At 73.6% G+C, this 18,836-nt stretch carries 16 protein-coding genes; 9 read left to right on the forward strand and 7 right to left on the reverse strand.

Annotation, left to right across the window (positions count from 1 at the left end):
* Window positions 1-23: 23 nt before the first annotated feature.
* From GA0070558_RS00980 to serA, 5 genes are all read left to right on the forward strand, one after another.
* Complete coding sequence (locus tag GA0070558_RS00980; RefSeq protein WP_439709554.1) at window positions 24-2,453, forward strand: putative bifunctional diguanylate cyclase/phosphodiesterase; 2,430 nt, start codon at window positions 24-26, stop codon at window positions 2,451-2,453.
* A gap of 193 nt (window positions 2,454-2,646) precedes the next feature.
* Window positions 2,647-4,527, forward strand: a complete 1,881-nt coding sequence (locus GA0070558_RS00985) for an acetolactate synthase large subunit (RefSeq protein ID WP_043962262.1) — start codon at window positions 2,647-2,649, stop codon at window positions 4,525-4,527.
* A 2-nt stretch (window positions 4,528-4,529) separates the two neighbouring features.
* Window positions 4,530-5,045: an acetolactate synthase small subunit gene (gene ilvN / locus GA0070558_RS00990; RefSeq protein WP_043962263.1), complete on the forward strand. Its 516-nt coding sequence runs from the start codon at window positions 4,530-4,532 to the stop codon at window positions 5,043-5,045.
* A gap of 68 nt (window positions 5,046-5,113) precedes the next feature.
* A complete protein-coding gene (gene ilvC, locus GA0070558_RS00995) occupies window positions 5,114-6,127 on the forward strand; it encodes a ketol-acid reductoisomerase (RefSeq protein ID WP_043962264.1) in 1,014 nt (337 codons plus the stop codon).
* 266 nt (window positions 6,128-6,393) lie between these two features.
* Window positions 6,394-7,992: a phosphoglycerate dehydrogenase gene (gene serA / locus GA0070558_RS01000; protein WP_043962265.1), complete on the forward strand. Its 1,599-nt coding sequence runs from the start codon at window positions 6,394-6,396 to the stop codon at window positions 7,990-7,992.
* A 135-nt stretch (window positions 7,993-8,127) separates the two neighbouring features.
* On the opposite strand, the gene GA0070558_RS01005 is transcribed toward serA, so the two are convergent.
* Together GA0070558_RS01005 and GA0070558_RS01010 are read right to left on the reverse strand one after the other, a co-directional pair.
* Window positions 8,128-8,484, reverse strand: a complete 357-nt coding sequence (locus GA0070558_RS01005) for a hypothetical protein (RefSeq protein WP_176734050.1) — start codon at window positions 8,482-8,484, stop codon at window positions 8,128-8,130.
* Between the two features lie 348 nt (window positions 8,485-8,832).
* Window positions 8,833-9,708, reverse strand: coding sequence for an FAD:protein FMN transferase (locus GA0070558_RS01010; RefSeq protein ID WP_091274462.1), 876 nt, complete (start codon window positions 9,706-9,708; stop codon window positions 8,833-8,835).
* A gap of 227 nt (window positions 9,709-9,935) precedes the next feature.
* On the opposite strand from GA0070558_RS01010, the gene GA0070558_RS01015 reads away from it, so the two are divergent.
* Window positions 9,936-10,967 carry a 3-isopropylmalate dehydrogenase gene (locus GA0070558_RS01015; RefSeq protein ID WP_077936575.1) on the forward strand — a complete coding sequence of 344 codons (1,032 nt, stop codon included), beginning with the start codon at window positions 9,936-9,938 and terminating at the stop codon, window positions 10,965-10,967.
* 173 nt (window positions 10,968-11,140) lie between these two features.
* The gene (locus GA0070558_RS01020) at window positions 11,141-12,235 is read left to right on the forward strand and encodes a branched-chain amino acid aminotransferase (protein ID WP_091274465.1); all 1,095 of its coding nucleotides are present in this window, start codon (window positions 11,141-11,143) and stop codon (window positions 12,233-12,235) included.
* Between the two features lie 152 nt (window positions 12,236-12,387).
* Here GA0070558_RS01020 and GA0070558_RS01025 read toward each other — a convergent pair whose 3' ends face one another.
* The 4 genes from GA0070558_RS01025 to GA0070558_RS01040 all read right to left on the reverse strand — a co-directional run bounded on the left by GA0070558_RS01025 (window position 12,388) and on the right by GA0070558_RS01040 (window position 14,959).
* Window positions 12,388-13,128, reverse strand: coding sequence for a tyrosine-protein phosphatase (locus tag GA0070558_RS01025; protein WP_091274790.1), 741 nt, complete (start codon window positions 13,126-13,128; stop codon window positions 12,388-12,390).
* Window positions 13,129-13,225: 97 nt separating this feature from the next.
* Complete coding sequence (locus tag GA0070558_RS01030; protein WP_091274469.1) at window positions 13,226-13,684, reverse strand: hypothetical protein; 459 nt, start codon at window positions 13,682-13,684, stop codon at window positions 13,226-13,228.
* Window positions 13,685-13,865: 181 nt separating this feature from the next.
* The gene (gene ahpD, locus GA0070558_RS01035; protein WP_091274470.1) at window positions 13,866-14,396 is read right to left on the reverse strand and encodes an alkylhydroperoxidase, AhpD family; all 531 of its coding nucleotides are present in this window, start codon (window positions 14,394-14,396) and stop codon (window positions 13,866-13,868) included.
* 2 nt (window positions 14,397-14,398) lie between these two features.
* Window positions 14,399-14,959, reverse strand: a complete 561-nt coding sequence (locus tag GA0070558_RS01040) for a peroxiredoxin (protein ID WP_077936579.1) — start codon at window positions 14,957-14,959, stop codon at window positions 14,399-14,401.
* Between the two features lie 372 nt (window positions 14,960-15,331).
* Between GA0070558_RS01040 and cimA the strand changes: the two genes are divergently transcribed.
* Complete coding sequence (gene cimA, locus GA0070558_RS01045; RefSeq protein ID WP_077936582.1) at window positions 15,332-16,915, forward strand: citramalate synthase; 1,584 nt, start codon at window positions 15,332-15,334, stop codon at window positions 16,913-16,915.
* A 6-nt stretch (window positions 16,916-16,921) separates the two neighbouring features.
* Here cimA and GA0070558_RS01050 read toward each other — a convergent pair whose 3' ends face one another.
* Entirely contained in the window at window positions 16,922-17,869 is a 948-nt protein-coding gene (locus tag GA0070558_RS01050; RefSeq protein WP_091274792.1) for an endonuclease/exonuclease/phosphatase family protein, read from the reverse strand.
* Between the two features lie 399 nt (window positions 17,870-18,268).
* Here GA0070558_RS01050 and GA0070558_RS01055 point away from each other — a divergent pair, with 399 nt between their 5' ends.
* Complete coding sequence (locus GA0070558_RS01055) at window positions 18,269-18,799, forward strand: hypothetical protein (RefSeq protein WP_091274473.1); 531 nt, start codon at window positions 18,269-18,271, stop codon at window positions 18,797-18,799.
* Window positions 18,800-18,836 lie beyond the last annotated feature (37 nt).

An 18,836-nucleotide genomic window follows, 5' to 3' on the forward strand; every position in this document is an offset into this window, starting at 1 on the left:
GGAGCGTGCACTTCCCCCCGGGCATGATCGCCGTCGTGGTGCTGAGCGGCCTCGTCGCCGCCGGCGCGACCGCCCTGTTGGTCGTCTCCGCCCGGCGGGGCGGCCGCCGGTGCGGGCGGGCCGCCGGGCTGGTCGCCGTGGCGGGGGGCTTCGCGGTGGCCGGCCTCGCGGTCGGGCTGGCCGTGGCGCTGACCGGCGAACACCTGGCCCACCGGCAGGGGCAGCGCACCGGCTGGGCCACGCTGGTCTCCGCCGGGGTCGCGGCGAGCGCGCTCGCCTTCGGCGCGGGCCTGCTGCGGCTGCCCGGCGCGGGGGCGACCCGCGCGGCGACGGCCCGCCTCATCCTCGACAGCGTGACGATGGCCACCGCGCTCTGGTTCGTGGGCTGGGTGCTCTTCTCCGAGCCGACCCGGCTGCTCGGCGCCGCCACCCCGATGGCCTGCGCGCCGATCCTGCTGGCCACCGTCAGCGTCGCGCTCACCGCCGGGCTCACCCTGATCGTGCTCCTGCGCGCCGCCCGGCCCCGCCGCCGGTTGGCCCTGCTCGGCACCGGGATCACGGCGGTGACCTCCGGCGGGCTCGGCATCGCCGGCGGGCTCTGCCAGGCCGTGCCGGGCATGGTGCTGGCCGGCGCCGCGCTGCTGGCGGCGGGGCTGTTGACCGCCGCGCTGGTCGTGCGCCGGGCCGACCCGCCGGGGCAGCTCGACGTCGACCTGATCGGCTCCGACGGCGCGTACGCCTTCGTCCCGATGGGCGCGATGGCCGCCTCCGCGATGTACCACCTGATCCAGGGCGGCCGGTTCGACGCGCTGGGCATCGTCGCCGGCAGCCTGGAGGGCTTCGCCCTGGTGGCCCGGCAATACCTGGCCCTGCACGACGTGCGCCGCTACGCGGGCCGGCTTGCCGAGCGGGAGGCGCACTTCCGCGAGCTGGCGCACACCGACCCGCTGACCGGCCTGGCCAACCGGCGGGGGCTGCTGCGCGCCCTGCACCAGGCCACCGGTTCCGGCGACCCGTGCGTGCTGCTCGGGCTGGACCTGGACGGCTTCAAGAACGTCAACGACATGCGCGGGCACGACGTGGGCGACGAGGTGCTGGCGGAGGTGGGCCGGCGGCTGCGCGGCAACCTGCGCCCCGACGACCTGGCCGCCCGGCTCGGCGGGGACGAGTTCGCGGTGCTCGTGCCGGGCCGCCCGGTCGAGGCGGGGCGGATCGCCGAGCGGCTGCTGGGGGTGCTCGGCGACCCGTACGACCAGCCGGGCGGGCCGGTCTTCCTGTCGGTGAGCATCGGGGTGGCCGGGCTGCCCGACGAGCCGGACACGGAGCTGCTGCTGCGCCACGCCGACCTGGCCCTGCGCTATGCCAAGCAACGCGGCAAGAACCGGATCGAGCACTACGACGGCGCGTACGACAAGCTGCTGCGCCGCCGCACGACGCTGGAGCACGAGCTGCGTGGGGCGATCGAGCGCGACGAGCTGCGGCTGGTCTTCCAGCCGGTGGCGTCGCTGCCGTCGGTGCGCCCGGTGGGGGCGGAGGCGCTGCTGCGCTGGCACCACCCGGAGCTGGGCCACGTGCGCCCGGACGAGTTCATCCCGCTGGCCGAGGAGTGCGGGATGATCGCCAAGCTCGGCGCGTGGGTGCTGCACCAGGCGTGCTACCAGCTCTCCCGTTGGCTGGCCGACGGGCACGACGTCTGGGTGTCGGTGAACGTCTCGCCCCGGGAGCTGCACGCCCCGGAGTACGTGGTCCAGGTCGCCGACGCGCTGCGCGCCCACCACGTGCCGCCGCAGCGGCTGGTGCTGGAGGTCACCGAGCACGCCGTCGCCACCGACCTCGACGAGCTGATCCGGCGGCTGACCGCGCTGCGGCGCACCGGCGTCCGGATCGCCCTCGACGACTTCGGCGCGGGATATTCGTCACTCGGCCAGCTGCGCCGGCTGCCGATCGACATCCTCAAGATCGATCACGGGCTGGTGGCCGAGCACGAGCCGGTCCGTCCGGCCGGCGCGGACGGGCCGCCCTTCGCCCCGATGGTGGACATCGTGATGCGCCTGGGGCACCAGCTCGGGCTGGAGGTGATCGCCGAGGGGGTGACCAATCCCACCGAGTTGGCCGCCGTGGTCGCCGCCGGCTGCCGGTTCGGCCAGGGCGCGCTCTTCGGTTGGGGGGTGCCGGCCGAGCACCTGGAGGCGATGCTGGAGGCCGCGACGTCGCCCGGGGCCCGCCGGTCCCCGGCCCCGGTGTCGGCACCGGCGGCCCCGCCGGCCCCGGTGCGGCCGGCGCGCCTGCCCGCGCAGCGCGCCGACTGGGACGGGCCCGCCCCGCGGGCCGACTGGGACGGGTCCGCGCAGCTCGCGGGGGGTGCGGGCGGCGCGTCGGGGCAGGACGCGCCGACGTCCGTTAACCAAAATGTGGGATCAGTTGACTCATCGCGTGAGATGCGGCAGGCTTGACCGCATGTCGTCGAACCGGTCTCCGCGAGTACTTACCTGAGCGCACTCTCCGTCGTCGAGAGTGCGCTGGCCCCGTGCATGTCTGCACGAGGGCCGTTTTTATTGCCATCGGACCCATCGCATCGGTGCGGGCACCCGCCCGCGTCGCACGCTTGCAGAGCACCAGCCACTCCAGCCGAAGGCCTGAACCGCAATGACGAGACCCACGCCAGAGACACTCGCCCACTCCGCCCGCCGGGCCCGCGCCGGCGCCGAGCCCGCGACCGACGCCGCGGCGACCGGCCGCGCCGCCGCCGTCCCGGCCGCCCCGGCCGTACGGCAGCCCGAGCCGGTCCAGCTCTCCGGGGCCGGTTCCCTCGTGCGGTCCCTGGAGGCGCTCGGCGTCGACGTCGTGTTCGGCATCCCGGGCGGGGCGATCCTGCCGGCGTACGACCCGCTCTACGACTCCACGGTGCGGCACATCCTGGTCCGGCACGAGCAGGGCGCCGGCCACGCCGCCACCGGCTACGCCCAGGCCACCGGCCGGGTCGGCGTCTGCATGGCCACCTCCGGCCCGGGCGCGACGAACCTGGTCACCCCGATCGCCGACGCGTACATGGACTCGGTGCCGATGGTGGCGATCACCGGCCAGGTCGCGCGGCCGTCGATCGGCACGGACGCCTTCCAGGAGGCGGACATCCAGGGCATCACCCTGCCGATCACCAAGCACAACTTCCTGGTCCAGACGGCCGAGGAGATCCCGCGGGTGCTCGCCGAGGCGTTCCACCTGGCCTCGACGGGCCGCCCCGGCCCGGTGCTGGTCGACATCCCCAAGGACGTCCTGCAGGCGCAGACCACCTTCTCCTGGCCGCCGACGCTGGACCTGCCCGGCTACCGGCCGACCCTGCACCCGCACGGCAAGCAGATCCGCGAGGCGGCCCGGCTGATGACCAGCGCCCGCCGGCCGGTGCTGTACGTCGGCGGCGGCGTGCTCAAGGCCGGGGCCACCGAGGGGCTGCGCCGGCTGGCGGAGCTGACCGGCATCCCGGTGGTCACCACGCTGATGGCGCTCGGGGCGTTCCCCGACTCGCACCGGCAGCACCTGGGCATGCCCGGCATGCACGGCACCGTGGCGGCCGTCTACGGCCTGCAGAAGGCCGACCTGATCGTGGCGCTGGGGGCCCGGTTCGACGACCGGGTGACCGGCAAGCTGGACTCCTTCGCCCCGGACGCGACGGTCGTGCACGCCGACATCGACCCGGCCGAGATCGGCAAGAACCGGCACGCGGACGTGCCGATCGTCGGCGACGCGAAGCACGTGATCGAGGAGCTGATCGCGGCGGTCACCACCGAGCGGGCCGCCGGCCGACCGGCCGACCTGGGCGACTGGTGGACCCAGCTCGACGACCTGCGCGAGCGCTACCCGCTGGGCTACGAGGAGCCGGCCGACGGCACCCTCTCCCCGCAGTACGTGATCGAGCGGCTCGGCAAGATCGCCGGCCCGGACGCGGTCTACGTGGCCGGCGTCGGGCAGCACCAGATGTGGGCGTCGCAGTTCATCTCGTACGAGAAGCCGGGCACCTGGCTCAACTCCGGTGGCCTCGGCACGATGGGCTACGCGGTCCCGGCCGCGATGGGGGCCAAGGTCGGGCGGCCGGACACGGTGGTCTGGGCGATCGACGGCGACGGCTGCTTCCAGATGACCAACCAGGAGCTGGCCACCTGCGCGCTGGAGGGCATCCCGGTCAAGATCGCCGTGATCAACAACGGCAACCTCGGCATGGTCCGGCAGTGGCAGACGCTGTTCTACAACGAGCGCTACTCCAACACCGAGCTGGGCACCCACAAGCACCGCATCCCCGACTTCGTCAAGCTCGGCGAGGCCCTCGGCTGCGTCGGCCTGCGCTGCGAGAACGCCGCCGACGTCGACAAGACCATCGAGGCCGCGATGGCGATCAACGACGCCCCCGTCGTGATCGACTTCGTGGTCGGCAAGGACGCGATGGTGTGGCCGATGGTGGCCGCCGGCACCAGCAACGACGAGATCATGTTCGCCCGCGGCGTCCGCCCGGCCTTCGACGAGGACGACATCTAACCATGACGATGCACACGCTTTCCGTGCTGGTGGAGAACAAGCCGGGCGTCCTGGCCCGGGTCTCCGGGCTGTTCTCCCGGCGCGGCTTCAACATCGACAGCCTCGCCGTCGGCGAGACCGAGAACCCGGACGTCTCGCGGATCACCATCGTGGTCAACGCCGAGTCGTCCCCGCTGGAGCAGGTGACCAAGCAGCTCAACAAGCTGGTCAACGTGCTCAAGATCGTCGAGCTGGACCCGCAGGTCTCGGTCGCCCGGGAGCTGCTGCTGGTCAAGGTCCGCGCCGACCGCGCGGCACGCAGCCAGGTGCTGGAGACGGTCAACCTGTTCCGCGCCCGGGTCGTCGACGTCGCGCCCGACACGCTGACGATCGAGGCCACCGGCACCCCCGACAAGCTGGACGCGCTGCTGCGCGACCTCGAACCGTACGGAATCAAGGAGATGGTCCAGTCCGGGACGGTGGCGATCGGGCGCGGCTCGCGCTCGATCACCGCGGGCCCGGCCCTGCGGGCCGCCTGATTCCCCGCACCACCGACCGCACAAGCCACGACGGGCCATACCCGGGCCGCCGTACGAAAGGGAAGTCAATGAGCGTTGAGGTGTACTACGACGACGATGCCGACCTCGGCCTGATCCAGGCCAAGAAGGTCGCGGTGATCGGGTACGGCAGCCAGGGCCACGCCCACGCGCTGTCGCTGCGCGACTCCGGCGTCGACGTGGTGATCGGCCTGCCGGCGGGCTCGAAGAGCCGGCCCAAGGCCGAGGAGCAGGGCCTGCGGGTGCTCACCCCGGCGGAGGCCGCGGCCGAGGCCGACGTGATCATGATCCTGGCCCCGGACACCGCGCAGCGCGGCCTCTACACCGAGGCGATCGCCCCGAACCTGGCCCCGGGCAAGGCGCTCTTCTTCGGCCACGGCTTCAACATCCGGTACGACCTGATCAAGCCCCCGGCCGACGTGGACGTGGCGATGGTCGCCCCGAAGGGCCCGGGTCACCTGGTCCGCCGTCAGTACGTCGACGGCAAGGGCGTGCCCTGCCTCGTCGCCGTCGAGCAGGACGCCAGCGGCACCGCGTTCGCCCTGGCCCTGGCGTACGCCAAGGGCATCGGCGGCACCCGGGCGGGCGCGATCAAGACCACCTTCAAGGAGGAGACGGAGACCGACCTGTTCGGCGAGCAGGCGGTCCTCTGCGGCGGCGCGGCGGCGCTGGTGCAGACCGGCTTCGAGGTGCTCACCGAGGCGGGCTACGCCCCGGAGATCGCCTACTTCGAGTGCCTGCACGAGCTGAAGCTGATCGTCGACCTGATGTACGAGGGCGGCATCGCCCGGATGCGCTACAGCGTCTCCGACACCGCCGAGTACGGCGACCTGTCCCGGGGCCCGCGCGTCGTCGACGCCCGGGTCAAGGAGGAGATGCGCAAGATCCTGTCCGAGGTGCAGTCGGGCGAGTTCGCCCGCGAGTGGATCGCCGAGGACGACAACGGCCGCCCCAACTTCGCCAAGTGGCGGGCCGAGGGCGCGGCGCACCCGATCGAGGCGACCGGCCAGAAGCTGCGGTCCATGATGAGCTGGGTCGACCGGCCGATCACCGAGACCGCCTGAGCACTGCCCGCACCGCGGCGACCCGCCCGACGCTCTCCCCGGCGTCGGGCGGGTCGCCGTGTCATTTCACCCAGCCTTAACACCCTTGACATGTCGGGTTTGTGAGGGCACTCACCCCAGCGTCCGGGGCACGCCGGGCGGCCCGCGCCCTACGATCGCGGGTAGGTGCGTAGCCGGCACCTGACGGCCATGGCACGAACCAGCGCAGGGCGCAGCGCGGCGCCCCGTCGCCCCGGCCGACCGCCATACGACCTCTACGAGGACCGATGAATCCTGTCGTACTGATCGCCGAAGAACTCGCCCCCGCCGCCATCGAGGTGCTCGCCCACGACTTCGACGTCCGTCACGTCGACGGCACCGACCGCCCGGCCCTGCTCTCCGCGCTCTCCGAGGCCGACGCGGTGATCGTGCGCAGCGCCACGCAGATCGACGCCGAGGCGATCGCCGCCGCCCCGCGGCTGAAGGTGGTCGCCCGGGCCGGTGTGGGCCTGGACAACGTCGAGGTGCCGGCCGCCACCGCGCGGGGCGTCATGGTCGTCAACGCCCCCACCTCCAACATCGTCTCCGCCGCCGAGCAGGCCGTCGCGCTGCTGCTCGCCGTGGCCCGCAACACCGCCAGCGCCAGCGCCGCGCTCAAGGCCGGCGAGTGGAAGCGGTCCAAGTACACCGGCGTCGAGGTGCAGGGCAAGACCGTCGGCGTCGTCGGCCTCGGCCGCATCGGGGTGCTCTTCGCGTCCCGGATGGCCGCCTTCGGCACCCGGCTGATCGCGTACGACCCCTACATCCAGCCGGCCCGCGCCGCCCAGCTCGGCGTGCGCCTGGTCGGGCTGGAGGAGCTGCTGCGGGAGAGCGACTTCATCTCGATCCACCTGCCGAAGACCCCGGAGACCGTGGGCCTGATCGGCGAGAAGGAGCTGGCGATCGTCAAGCCGGGCGTGCGGATCGTCAACGCCGCCCGGGGCGGGCTGGTCGACGAGCAGGCCCTGGCCGACGCGATCGCCGAGGGCCGCGTCGGCGGCGCGGGCGTCGACGTGTACGCCAAGGAGCCGTGCACCTCCTCGCCGCTGTTCGCCTTCGACAACGTGGTGGCCACCCCGCACCTGGGCGCGTCCACCGCCGAGGCGCAGGACAAGGCCGGCCTCGCCGTGGCCAAGAGCGTGAAGCTGGCCCTGCAGGGCGAGTTCGTGCCGGACGCGGTCAACGTCCAGGCCGGCGGCGTCGTCGCCGAGGACATCCGCCCGCTGCTGCCGCTGGCCGAGAAGCTGGGCCGCGCGTTCACCGCCGTGGCCGGCGGGGTGGCCGCCAGCGTCACCGTCGAGGTGCGCGGCGCGGCCGTCGCCCACGACGTGTCGGTGCTCAAGCTCGCCGCGACCAAGGGGCTGTTCAGCTCGGTGGTCGAGGAGCAGGTCACCTACGTCAACGCGCCGCACCTGGCCGCCGAGCGGGGCGTCGAGGTCAACCTGGCCAGCCAGGCCGAGACGACCGACCACCCGACCCTGGTGACGGTCCGCGGCGCGCTGCCCGACGGCCGCACCGTCAGCGTCTCCGGCACGGTCGCCGCGGCGGGCGCCCGCGACGTGCTGAAGCTGACCGAGGTGGACGGCTTCGACGTGGAGATCGGCGCGGAGGGCATCCTGCTCTTCCTGCGCTACGTGGACCGCCCGGGCGTGGTCGGCACCGTCGGCACGCTGCTCGGCGAGGCCGGCATCAACATCGCTGCCATGCAGGTGGCCCGCCGGGAGGCCGGCGGCGAGACCCTGATGACCCTCACGGTCGACCAGGCCCTCGGCGCCGACCTGCTCACCTCGGCGGCCGACTCGATCGGCGCGACCTCGGCCAGCGCCGCCGACCTGCGCGACGAGTAGTATCCGTCCATCGTGGACCGTCGCGCACGGTCCACCTGGGACGACCGCGGGGCCCGGCCGAATCGGCCGGGCCCCGCGTCGTGTCGTACCGCGTCGGATCAGATCGTGTCGGGTCGGTTCAGCGGACGGGCCGGTTCAGCGCCGGGTGCGCGCGGGCGGCGGATAGACCGAACCGTCCTGGTAGTCGAAGAGCATCAGGTCGTACTCGCCGGCCAGCCGCTCGATGTCGAGCAGCACCTGGTCCTCGCAGGCGGGGTTGAGGTTCATCTCGATGTGGTCGTTCGCCGCGTGCAGCGGCGCGACCTCCCACGGGGTACCCGGGCCGGCCGGCCGGTCGGGATACCTGGCCGTGATCGCCCGGTAGAAGGCGACGACCCGCGGGTCCGGGTAACGTTCGCCGTGCTGCCCCTGCCGGCACCGTTGCACCGCTGCCCGCACGTCCGCGGGCGTGGCCCCGTCCGGGAGGGCCCACACGCTCAGATCGAAACTCACGGCGGACAGCGTGCCATCTTGTGGCCGGGAAGTCACCGCGACCCCACCGCAGGTCAACCGCGAATCTTCCGACCGTCCCCCGGAGACGGTCCGCTGTGGAGACTCTTGCGTCGAGTTGCGTCGATTCGCTAGCGTACTCGTGCGGTCACTGGCTGAGTTCGGTCGTCGGCCCGTCTTCGGGTGGCGTGGTCTGACCTCGGGCCCGGCCGGTCCCGCACCCCTCGATTGCGCGAGCCACGCGCACTCGTCGCTGATCGGCCCCCACGGTCGTTGCCGAGACCGTGGGGGCCGATCGCCGACCACCCGGCGGCCGGGATGCGAAGGCCGGCCGGTGCGGATGGCGTGCGCTCAGCGTCGGCGGTGGGCGAACAGCGCCCGGTAGTCCGATCCGTTGCGGAACCAGGCCAGCCCCGCGGGGCCGGCGGCGTAGAGCGCGGTGGCGTAGGCGTCGGCCACCGCCAGGTCCGGGCCGATCACGGTGGCCGCGTCGAGCTGGTCGGCCGGCTCCCCGGTGTGCGGGTCGACCACGTGGCCCCGCCGGCCGGTCACCCCGGAGGTCCCCACCGCACCGGCCGTCATCTCCAGCGCCAGCGGGGCGCGCCGGGGGTCGGTCGGGTGGTGCACCGCCACCCGCCACGGGCCGCCGTGCGGGGCGTGGCCGCGCACGACGAGGTCGGCGCCGGTGAGCACGGCGTAGTCGTGGATGCCGGCGGCGCGCAGCCGGGCCGCGGCCCGCTCCACCGCCCAGCCGCCGAGCAGGCCGCCCGGGTCGAAGCCGCCGGGCACCGCCCACGCGTCGAACCAGCCGTCGGTGGCCGCCCGCATCGCGGCGCACCGGTCGACCAGGTCGGCCAGCGGCGCGTACGACTCGGGGCTGATCTCTCCCCGGCGCAGCCGGGAGACCAGGCTGTCGGGGCGGGTCGGGCCGTAGGTGAGGTCGACGGCGCGCAGTTCGGCGACGGCGTCGGCCAGCGCCGCGCCGACCCCGCGCCGGCCCAGCCAGCTCGGGGCGTTGAGCAGCAGCGAGTATTCGGCGGTGCCGGTCCGGACGGTGTGCTGCACGGCGATCCGGTCGACGGCGGCGCCGCCGGCGGCGTCGAGGCGGTGGCTGCGGGTGCCCAGCCGCAGGTCGGGGCGGCGGCTGGCGAAGGCGGTCTGGTCGACCCAGCGGGTGCGCGGCTGCTGGTCGACCCAGCGCTGCCGGGGTTGCTCGTCGATGCGCATCGCTGCCGCTCCATTCGCTGACGGCGCCGCAGCACCGCGGCGACCACCCGTCCGGGCCCCCGTGACCCGTTCGCCACCGACCCTACGCAGGGAAGTTGACCGCACCATGAATCCCACCTGGGAGCCTGCTGTGCATTCCGCTTTCCCGAATTGTGGAAGGCTCGTACCGGGAGGCGGGACGGGGCCGTACCGTTGGGCGAAGACGACGAGGCGAGGGAGCTGAGGACGTGGCACGCATCGCGGTGGTGGCCGGTGACGGGATCGGACCCGAGGTGGTCGCGCAGGCCCTCAAGGTCGTCGACGCCGTGCTCCCCGGGGTGGAGACCACCGCCTACGACCTCGGCGCGGCCCGCTACCACCGCACCGGCGAGGTGCTGCCGGAATCGGTGCTGACCGAGCTGGCCGGGCACGACGCGATCCTGCTCGGGGCCGTCGGCGACCCGACCGTCCCGCCGGGCGTGCTGGAGCGGGGCCTGCTGCTCAAGCTCCGCTTCGCCTTCGACCAGTACGTCAACCTGCGCCCCTCGCGGCTGTGGCCCGGCGTGGCCGGCCCGCTGGCCAACGTCAAGCCCGGCGAGGTCGACCTGGTCGTGGTCCGCGAGGGCACCGAGGGGCTCTACGCCGGGGCGGGCGGCTCCCTGCACCGGGACACCCCGGCCGAGGTGGCCACCGAGGAGAGCCTGAACACCCGGCACGGCGTGGAGCGGGTCATCCGCGACGCGTTCGCCCGGGCGTCGCGCCGCGAGCGGCGCAAGGTGACCCTGGTGCACAAGACCAACGTGCTGACCCACGCCGGGTCGCTGTGGGCCCGCGCCTTCGAGGCCGTGGCCGCCGAGCACCCCGACGTCGCCACGGAATACCAGCACGTCGACGCCGCCGCGATGTTCCTGGTCACCCAGCCCCAGCGCTACGACGTGGTGGTCACCGACAACCTCTTCGGCGACATCCTCACCGACATCGCCGCCGCCGTCACCGGCGGCATCGGGCTGGCCGCCAGCGGCTGCATCAACCCGTCCGGGGCGTACCCGTCGATGTTCGAGCCGGTGCACGGCTCCGCGCCGGACATCGCCGGCCAGGGCGTCGCCGACCCGGTCGCCGCCGTGCTCTCCGCCGCCCTGCTGCTCGACCAGCTCGGGCACGCCGAGGCCGCCGCCCGGGTCACCGCCGCCGTCGGCACGGAGCTGGCCAACCGGGGCGCGGGCGTACCGCTGCGCACCGCCGAGGTAGGCGACCGGCTCGCCGGCTACGCGGTGGCCTGAACGACCGGGTAGCCGTCGCGCACCCGGCGGCCGGCACCGCCGGCACCCCTGTCAGAAGCCACCGCCCGTCGGTTGGCGCTACCCGCTGAACGAGCGTTCGGGGTAGGTTTCTGGCAGCACTTTCCTCCGGCGTGCGGTCCCGCGCGCCGTCGTTCCCCAGGGAGGCACGCGCGATGAGCGGTGGTGACATGCTCGACTTCGAGATCCGTCCGAATCCCACGCCGGTATCCGCCGTCGAACGGGCGGCCCTGCTCGCGGCCCCGGGGTTCGGCCGCGTCTTCACCGACCACATGGTCACGATCCGGTACGCCGAGGGCAAGGGCTGGTACGACGCCCGGGTCGAGGCGCGCGGGCCGATCCCGATGGACCCGGCCTCCGCCGTGCTGCACTACGCGCAGGAGATCTTCGAGGGGCTGAAGGCCTACCGGCTCGCCGACGGGTCGATCACCATGTTCCGGCCGGAGGCCAACGCCGCCCGGTTCGTCGACTCGGCCCGCCGGATGGCGATGCCGGAGCTGCCCCCGGAGCTGTTCGTCGACTCGCTGCGCCGGCTCGTCGACATCGACCGGGACTGGATCCCGGAGGGCGACGGGGCCAGCCTCTACCTGCGCCCGTTCATGATCGCCAGCGAGGTCTTCCTCGGCGTCCGGCCGTCCAACGAATACCTCTACGTGGTGATCGCCTCCCCGGCCGGGTCGTACTTCTCGGGCGGGGTCAAGCCGGTCACGGTCTGGGTCTCGCCGGACTACACCCGCGCCGCCCCCGGCGGCACCGGCGCGGCCAAGTGCGGCGGCAACTACGCCGCCTCGCTCGCCGCCCAGGCCGAGGCGACCGAGGCCGGCTGCGACCAGGTCGTCTTCCTCGACGCGGTGGAGCGCCGCTACGTCGACGAGCTGGGCGGGATGAACGTCTTCTTCGTCTACGACGACGACACCCTCGTCACCCCGCCGCTGACCGGCACCATCCTGCCCGGCATCACCCGGGACGCGCTGCTCACCCTGGCCGCCGAGGCCGGCCACCGGGTCGAGGAGCGGCCGGTCAGCTTCGCCGACTGGCAGGCCGACGCGGCCAGCGGCCGGCTGCGCGAGGCGTTCGCCTGCGGCACGGCGGCGGTGATCACGCCGATCGGCCGGGTCAAGTACCCCGACGGCGAGTTCGCCGTCGCCGACGGCGGGCAGGGCCCGGTGACCACGGCGTTGCAGCAGCGGCTGGTCGACATCCAGCGCGGCCGGGCCGCCGACCCGCACGGCTGGGTGACCCGCCTGTAGGTGCAAGGAAGGGCCCCTTCTTAACGCATTCTGTAGAGGAGGGGCCCCTTCTTAACTCCGCCGGGCAGCCCGACGGGGCGGGCGGGCCGGGCGGGGCGGGCGAGTGAGCTGGCGGGCCGGGTAGGCCGGGCTGGTGAGCTGGCGGGGCGCGCTCACTCCAGCAGGTGGTCGCGGAGCGCGGCGAGCTGGGCGTCGGTGACGCCGGCGTGCCGCAGGTAGCCCTCCGCCGAGCCGTGCCCCTCCCGCAGCTCGGCCAGGAACAGCGTCATCGCCTCGGCGGGCGAGGCCAGGTAGGGCGCCGGCAGGTCCCGGGCGTCCGGCATGGTGGCGGCCACCCAGGCGCTGAACCGCTGCGACGCCTCGGTGCTCAGCGCGTAGTCGGCGGCGATGTCGGCGTCGCTCACGCCCAGCGCCGACAGGGTCAGCGCGCAGACGATCCCGGTGCGGTCCTTGCCGGCCACGCAGTGCACGACGACCGGCTCGGCGGCGCTGTCGGCGATCAGCCCGACCGCCTCGGCGAGCCCGGCCGCACCGGTGCCGGCGAGGGCGGCGTACCGGTCGGCGAGGAAGCGGGCGAGGCTCGAACCGGGCTCGTACTGGGCCTCCGCCCAGTCGACGTGCTCGGGGTGGATGTGCCGGTAGGCGAGCCCGGGCAGCTCCGGGACCCGGCCGTCCCGGGCCACCTCGGTCGGGCGGCGCAGGTCGATCACGGTGCGCACGCCGAGGGCGGCGAACGCCTCCCGGTCGGGGCCGTCGATGCGGTGCGGGGAGTCGGAGCGGTAGAGCCGCCCCCAGCGGACCGCACGCCCGTCGCCGGCCGGGTAGCCGCCGACGTCGCGGAAGTTGAACAGGGCGGTGAAGGGGATCCTGCGCTTGTCCTCGGTCGCGTCCACGCTGACACCGTAACGGTCGGTGGGCCGGAACCCCACCGGCCGTTACGGCGAACGGCGGCCGTCACCGTGAGCGCCGGCCGCTGCGGCGGACGGGGGCTCAGCGCGCGGTGCCCGGGGGCAGGTTGCCGTAGCTCTCGTCGTAGTAGCCGCCGAGCCGGTCGCGGAACGCCGGGTCGCCGTGGCTGTCCTCGTCGTACTCGGGGGCGGCCTTGATCTGGTCGCGCTCCCGGTCGACGTACACGGTGCGGGCGTCGTGGTCGACGTGGTTGACCGTGCCGGCGGGCAGCATGACCTTCCTGCCGAAGATCCAGGGGCCGGTGTCGACCACCAGGTAGCTGCCGCCGACCTCGTGGCTCGCGCTGTCGATCTTGCCGATGCCGCCGTCGGTGGCCTCGACGTGGTAGCCGACGAGGTCGGCGTCGGCGACCGAGGGCCGGTCGCGGTAGCTCCACGGGTCGAACGCCCCGGCGGGGGCGCCGCCGGCGATCGCGCCCTGGTCGCCGTGCCGCATCGGGTCGGGCGTGCCGGTGGCGGCGTGCGGGTCGAGCCTGTCCATGGGTGCTCCTGCCCCGACCGTTGTGGTCGTCTCGGAGGGGTCGTCTCGGAGGGATCGTCTCCGAACGACCACCTACCCGGGCCCCGGGCCGCCTACACGCCGGCCCCTCGCCGGGCCGCCTACACGCGGACACCCGCCGGGCCGCGGGGGTGCGGCGCCGGCGGGTGTCCGGGCGTACGGCTCAGGCGAGCGCGGCCTGCGCGTCGAGGGCCACGGCGGCGGCGTGCACGACGGCGGCGATGCGCAGCCCCTCGTGCACCTGCTCCCGGGTGAACCCGGCGGCGCGCAGGGTCTTCTCGTGCGACTCCAGGCAGACGCCGCAGCCGGTGATCGCCGAGACGGCGAGGCACCACAGCTCGAAGTCGCCCTTCTCCACGCCCGGCCGCGCGATGATCTGCATCCGCAGCCGGGCCGGCATCGACGCGTAGTTCTCGTCGCCGATGAGGTGCTTGGCCCGGTAGTAGACGTTGTTCATCGCCATGATCGTCGCGGCGCCCTTCGCCGCCTCGACCGCCTCGGGGGTGAGGTGGGTGGCCGCCTCGGCGGCGATCTCCCGCAGCACGACCGGGTTGCGGGCGGCGACGGCACAGGCCAGCGCCGTGCCCCACGCCTGCTCCGGCTTCAGGGTGGAGGCGCCCACGGTGGAGCCCAGGTTGAGCTTGATGTCCTTGGCGTACTCGGGCAGGGCCGCCTTGATCGCGTCGAGGCCCATCGTCAGGCCCCGGCGCCGGCGAGCAGCCTGGTGGCGTCGAGGGTGTCGCCGCCCTTGTTCCAGTTGCACGGGCACAGCTCGTCGGTCTGCAGGGCGTCGAGCACGCGCAGCACCTCGGAGACGTTGCGGCCGACGGAGCCGGCGGTCACCATGGCGAACTGGATCTCGTTGTCCGGGTCGACGATGAAGGTGGCCCGCTGGGCCACGCCGTCGGCGCCGAGCACGCCGCAGGCGTCGGTCAGCTCGCGCTTGATGTCGCTGAGCATCGGGAACGGCAGCTCACGCAGGTCGGGGTGGTCCTTGCGCCAGGCGTAGTGGACGAACTCGTTGTCCACCGACACGCCGAGCACCTGGGCGTCCCGGTCGGCGAACTCGCCGTTGAGCCGACCGAACTCGGCGATCTCCGTCGGGCAGATGAACGTGAAGTCCTTCGGCCAGAAGAAGACCACCCGCCACTTGCCCTCGTACGACTTGTGGTTGATCGACTCGAACGCCCGGTCGGCGTCCAGCGAGACGCAGGCGGTCAGTTCGTACTCGGGGAAGCGGTCACCGACAGTGAGCACGGGTCCTCCTTGACAGCGGCACGGGGCCGGTAACTTGATCGGTTCCAGATACTGCCGCAGTGGTGTTTCGGCTCGGTAGCGGCCGGATGACTTGTGAAGTCGATCACCAGCGGCGCGTTTCGCCCCGTGGGCGACCCGACCTGCGGTATGGCCACCCTCCGTGACCGTCCCGACATGTGGATTGTTCCTCCCGAAACCCGGGTGGGGGTGGCAGAGTGGCGACCGTGACCAGCACCGTCGTCATTATTGGCAACTAGCGCGCCCGGCAACCGACTCGCCGAGCGCGCAGACCTCCCGCATCCGCGGGGGGTCTTTTTGTTGGTCCCCCTCCGCCACCCCCACCCGTCCCGCCCGCGCCCGAAAGGACTCCCCATGACGTTCCAGCTGTACGACACGACGCTGCGCGACGGTGCCCAGCGCGAGGGGCTCACCTACTCGGTGGTCGACAAGCTCGCCGTGGCCCGACTGCTCGACGAGTTCGGCGTGGGCTTCATCGAGGGCGGCTGGCCGGGCGCGGTGCCCAAGGACACCGAGTTCTTCCGCCGGGCCCGCACCGAACTCGACCTGAAACACGCCCTGCTCGTGGCGTTCGGGGCCACCCGCAAGGCCGGCGTCGCCGTCGCCGACGACCCGCAGGTGCGGGCGCTGCTCGACGCGCAGACCCCGGCCGTCGCGCTGGTCGCCAAGGCCGACCTTCGGCACGTCGAGCGGGCGCTGCGCACCACCGCGCAGGAGAACCTGGCGATGATCCGGGACACGGTGCGCCACCTCGTCGCCGAGGGGAGGCGGGTCTTCGTCGACGGCGAGCACTTCTTCGACGGCTACCGGCACGACCCCGCGTACGGCGCGGAGGTCGTGCAGACCGCGCTGGCAGCCGGCGCCGAGGTGATGGTGCTCTGCGACACCAACGGCGGCATGCTGCCCTCCCGCGTCAGCGCCGCCATCGCCGACCTGACCGCCCGCACCGGCGTCGACCCGGCCCGCCTGGGCATGCACGCCCAGAACGACACCGCCTGCGCGGTGGCCAACACCATCGCCGCCGTCGAGGCCGGCGTGCGCCACGTGCAGGGCACCGCCAACGGCTACGGCGAGCGTCCCGGCAACGCCGACATCTTCGCCGTCGCCGCCAACCTCCAGCTCAAGCTCGGGCTGCCGGTCCTACCGGAGGGCTGCCTGGAGCAGATGGTGCGGGTCTCCCACGCCATCGCCGAGATCGCCAACATCGCCCCCGACACCCACCAGGCGTACGCCGGGGCCGCCGCCTTCGCCCACAAGGCGGGGCTGCACGCGAGCGCGATCAAGGTGGATCCGCTGCTCTACAACCACGTCGACCCGACCGTGGTGGGCAACGACATGCGGATCCTGATCACCGAGATGGCCGGCCGGGCCAGCGTCGAGCTGAAGAGCCGCGAGCTGGGCCTGGACCTGGCCGGCCATCCGGAGACCCTGTCCCGGGTGACCCGGCGGGTCAAGGAGCTGGAGGCCGGCGGCTGGTCCTTCGAGGCCGCCGACGCCTCGTTCGAGCTGCTGGTCCGCTCCGAGTTGCCCGACGCCGCCCCGGTCCGGCCGTTCGCCCTGGAGTCCTACCGGGTGCTGGTCGAGCACCGGGAGGACGGCTCGGTGGTCTCCGAGGCCACCGTCAAGATCCGGGTACGCGGCGAGCGGCTGATCGCCACGGCCGAGGGCAACGGGCCGGTCAACGCGCTCGACGAGGCGCTGCGGGTCGGCCTGTCCCGGCACTACCCGGAGCTGCGCGACTTCGAGCTGGCCGACTACAAGGTGCGCATCCTGGAGGGCAGCCACGGCACCGGCGCGGTGACCCGGGTGCTGGTGGAGACCGCCGACGGGGCGGGCCGCGACTGGACCACCGTCGGCGTGCACCCCAACGTCGTGGAGGCGTCCTGGCACGCCCTCGTCGACGCCCTCACCTACGGCCTGGACCGCGCCCACGTGTAGGGCGGCTCAGGCGGCGGGCAGGCGCAGCTCGGCGAGGACCGCGCGGTGGTCGCTGCCCGGCACCGCGCGCACCGACACGGACCGGACGGCGATCCGCCGGTCCACCAGCACGTGGTCGATCGTCACCGGCGGGATCGGGTCGCCGTCGTACGGGCCCCAGGTGCCGACGAGCCCGGCGCCGGTGGCGTCGGCCGCGTCGACGTACCCGGTGGCGAGCAGGTCGCGCAGCGGGGCGTGGTCGAGGGTGGCGTTGAAGTCCCCGGCGAGGATCGACAGCCCCGCGTCGGGGGTGGCCGGCGGCTGTGCCGCCAGGTCGGTGCGCCAGAACCCGACCTGGTCCAGCGCGTACGGGGCCGCCGGGTGGGCCGACTCGACCCGCACCGGCGGCCCGCCCGGCGGGGTGAGCGTCCCGTACGCCTGGGTGAAGCCCCAGCCGCCGCGGTGCTGCCGGATGCCGCCCCCGGCGATGGGGAAGCGGGCGTAGAGCCCCGAGCCGACGGTGCCGACCTGCGGGTTGAGCTGCCGGTGCGGCAGCAGCACGGCCAGGCCGAGCCGGTCCAGCTCGGCCGCCGCGCCCGGGGTGAACTCCTGCACGGCCAGCACGTCGACCCGCAGGTCGCGCACCAGGCCGACCACGGTGCCGGCGTCGGCGGCACCGGCCAGCAGGTTGGCGGTGAGCACCCGCAGCGTCGGCCCGCCGGCCCGCGGCTGCGCCGACGGCACGGCCCGGGGCGCGACCACGGCGATCAGCGCCACCGCGACCAGGGCCGCGACCGCCGCCGGCCAGCGGCGCCGCAGGGCGAGCGCGAGCAGCAGCGGCACGGGCGTCCAGGCCGCGACGTACGGGGTGAAGGCGACCGCCTGCACCGCCGGCCCCCGTTCGAGGCCGGGCAGGCGTACCGCCGCCCACACCAGCCCGGGGGCCACCGCGAGCCAGCACAGCCAGGTCCGGATCCGGGCGGCGCGACCGGCCGGGCGGGCGCGGGTGTCGGCGTAGGTGAGCACGTCGACACGGTAGCGGCAGTGCTCGACCGGCGCCGCCACCCGCGCCGGGCAGCCCCCATCATGAATTGTCTAGCGTTCATGTTTCGCAATTCGAAGGGCGGGCTGAAACAGTCTGAAACGCCGCCGTCTGCCATTGACCACGCGCTTTTGGCGGTGCTACTTTCCACCTGGTTCCAGCCTCGATGTGCACGGCAATATTGGCTGCTCAAGGCGGGTGTGGGTGCTTCTCCAGCCGGCTTGGCGGCGGTCGCTCAGGCGACAATTTTGCGGTGTTGGCAGGCTCGGATAAAACCGGCTCGTTGTTTCGCGAGTCGGTCGTGTCGACACGGTCAACAAGGGGGACCTGTCATGGCAAGAATCATTTCCCGTAGGGCGGTCGCGGTCACGTTCGGCGCGCTGGTGCTGACGCTGGCCGGCGGCGGGATCGCCGCCGCCCAGACCACCACGGCGGCCAGGCCCGCGGCCCAGTCCGGGCAGCCGGGCGAACGCGCCGCCGCGCCGTCCGGACAGCCGCAGCCGACGGCGGCCGAGGCGGCGGCGGCCAAGGCGGCGATGAAGAAGGGGGTGAGCCCGTCCTACGTCAACGGCTCCACGTCCTTCGCCGTCGTCAGCAGCGCCGGCACCCTGCTCCGCTCGCGGGACGCCGTCTCCGCGACCAAGTACGGCCCCGGCCAGTACCAGGTCATCTTCAACCGCAGCCTGACCAGCGCTGCCTTCGTGGCCACGATCGGCACCACGGACTCGTGCTGCATCCCGCCGGCCGGCGAGATCTCGGTCGCGCCGCGGCTGGCCACGCCGAACGGGGTCTTCGTGCAGACGTACGACTCCACCGGCGCCCCGGCCGACCGGCCGTTCCACCTGGCCGTGTTCACTCCCTGACCCGTACGCAGGCGAGGGTGCCGGTCCCGGCGACGGG

It is taken from the genome of Micromonospora haikouensis (assembly GCF_900091595.1).
GTDB classification, from domain to species: Bacteria; Actinomycetota; Actinomycetes; order Mycobacteriales; family Micromonosporaceae; genus Micromonospora; species Micromonospora haikouensis.

Bases quoted from the DNA above. Each gene is read 5' to 3' on its own strand.
- GA0070558_RS01055 (WP_091274473.1), top strand. From the start codon at position 18,269: ATGGCAAGAATCATTTCCCGTAGGGCGGTCGCGGTCACGTTCGGCGCG.
- GA0070558_RS00980 (WP_439709554.1), top strand. From the start codon at position 24: ATGATCGCCGTCGTGGTGCTGAGCGGCCTCGTCGCCGCCGGCGCGACC.
- GA0070558_RS01030 (WP_091274469.1), bottom strand. From the start codon at position 13,684: ATGGACAGGCTCGACCCGCACGCCGCCACCGGCACGCCCGACCCGATG.
- serA (WP_043962265.1), top strand. From the start codon at position 6,394: ATGAATCCTGTCGTACTGATCGCCGAAGAACTCGCCCCCGCCGCCATC.
- GA0070558_RS01010 (WP_091274462.1), bottom strand. From the start codon at position 9,708: ATGCGCATCGACGAGCAACCCCGGCAGCGCTGGGTCGACCAGCAGCCG.
- ahpD (WP_091274470.1), bottom strand. From the start codon at position 14,396: ATGGGCCTCGACGCGATCAAGGCGGCCCTGCCCGAGTACGCCAAGGAC.
- GA0070558_RS00985 (WP_043962262.1), top strand. From the start codon at position 2,647: ATGACGAGACCCACGCCAGAGACACTCGCCCACTCCGCCCGCCGGGCC.
- ilvC (WP_043962264.1), top strand. From the start codon at position 5,114: ATGAGCGTTGAGGTGTACTACGACGACGATGCCGACCTCGGCCTGATC.
- ilvN (WP_043962263.1), top strand. From the start codon at position 4,530: ATGACGATGCACACGCTTTCCGTGCTGGTGGAGAACAAGCCGGGCGTC.
- GA0070558_RS01020 (WP_091274465.1), top strand. From the start codon at position 11,141: ATGAGCGGTGGTGACATGCTCGACTTCGAGATCCGTCCGAATCCCACG.
- cimA (WP_077936582.1), top strand. From the start codon at position 15,332: ATGACGTTCCAGCTGTACGACACGACGCTGCGCGACGGTGCCCAGCGC.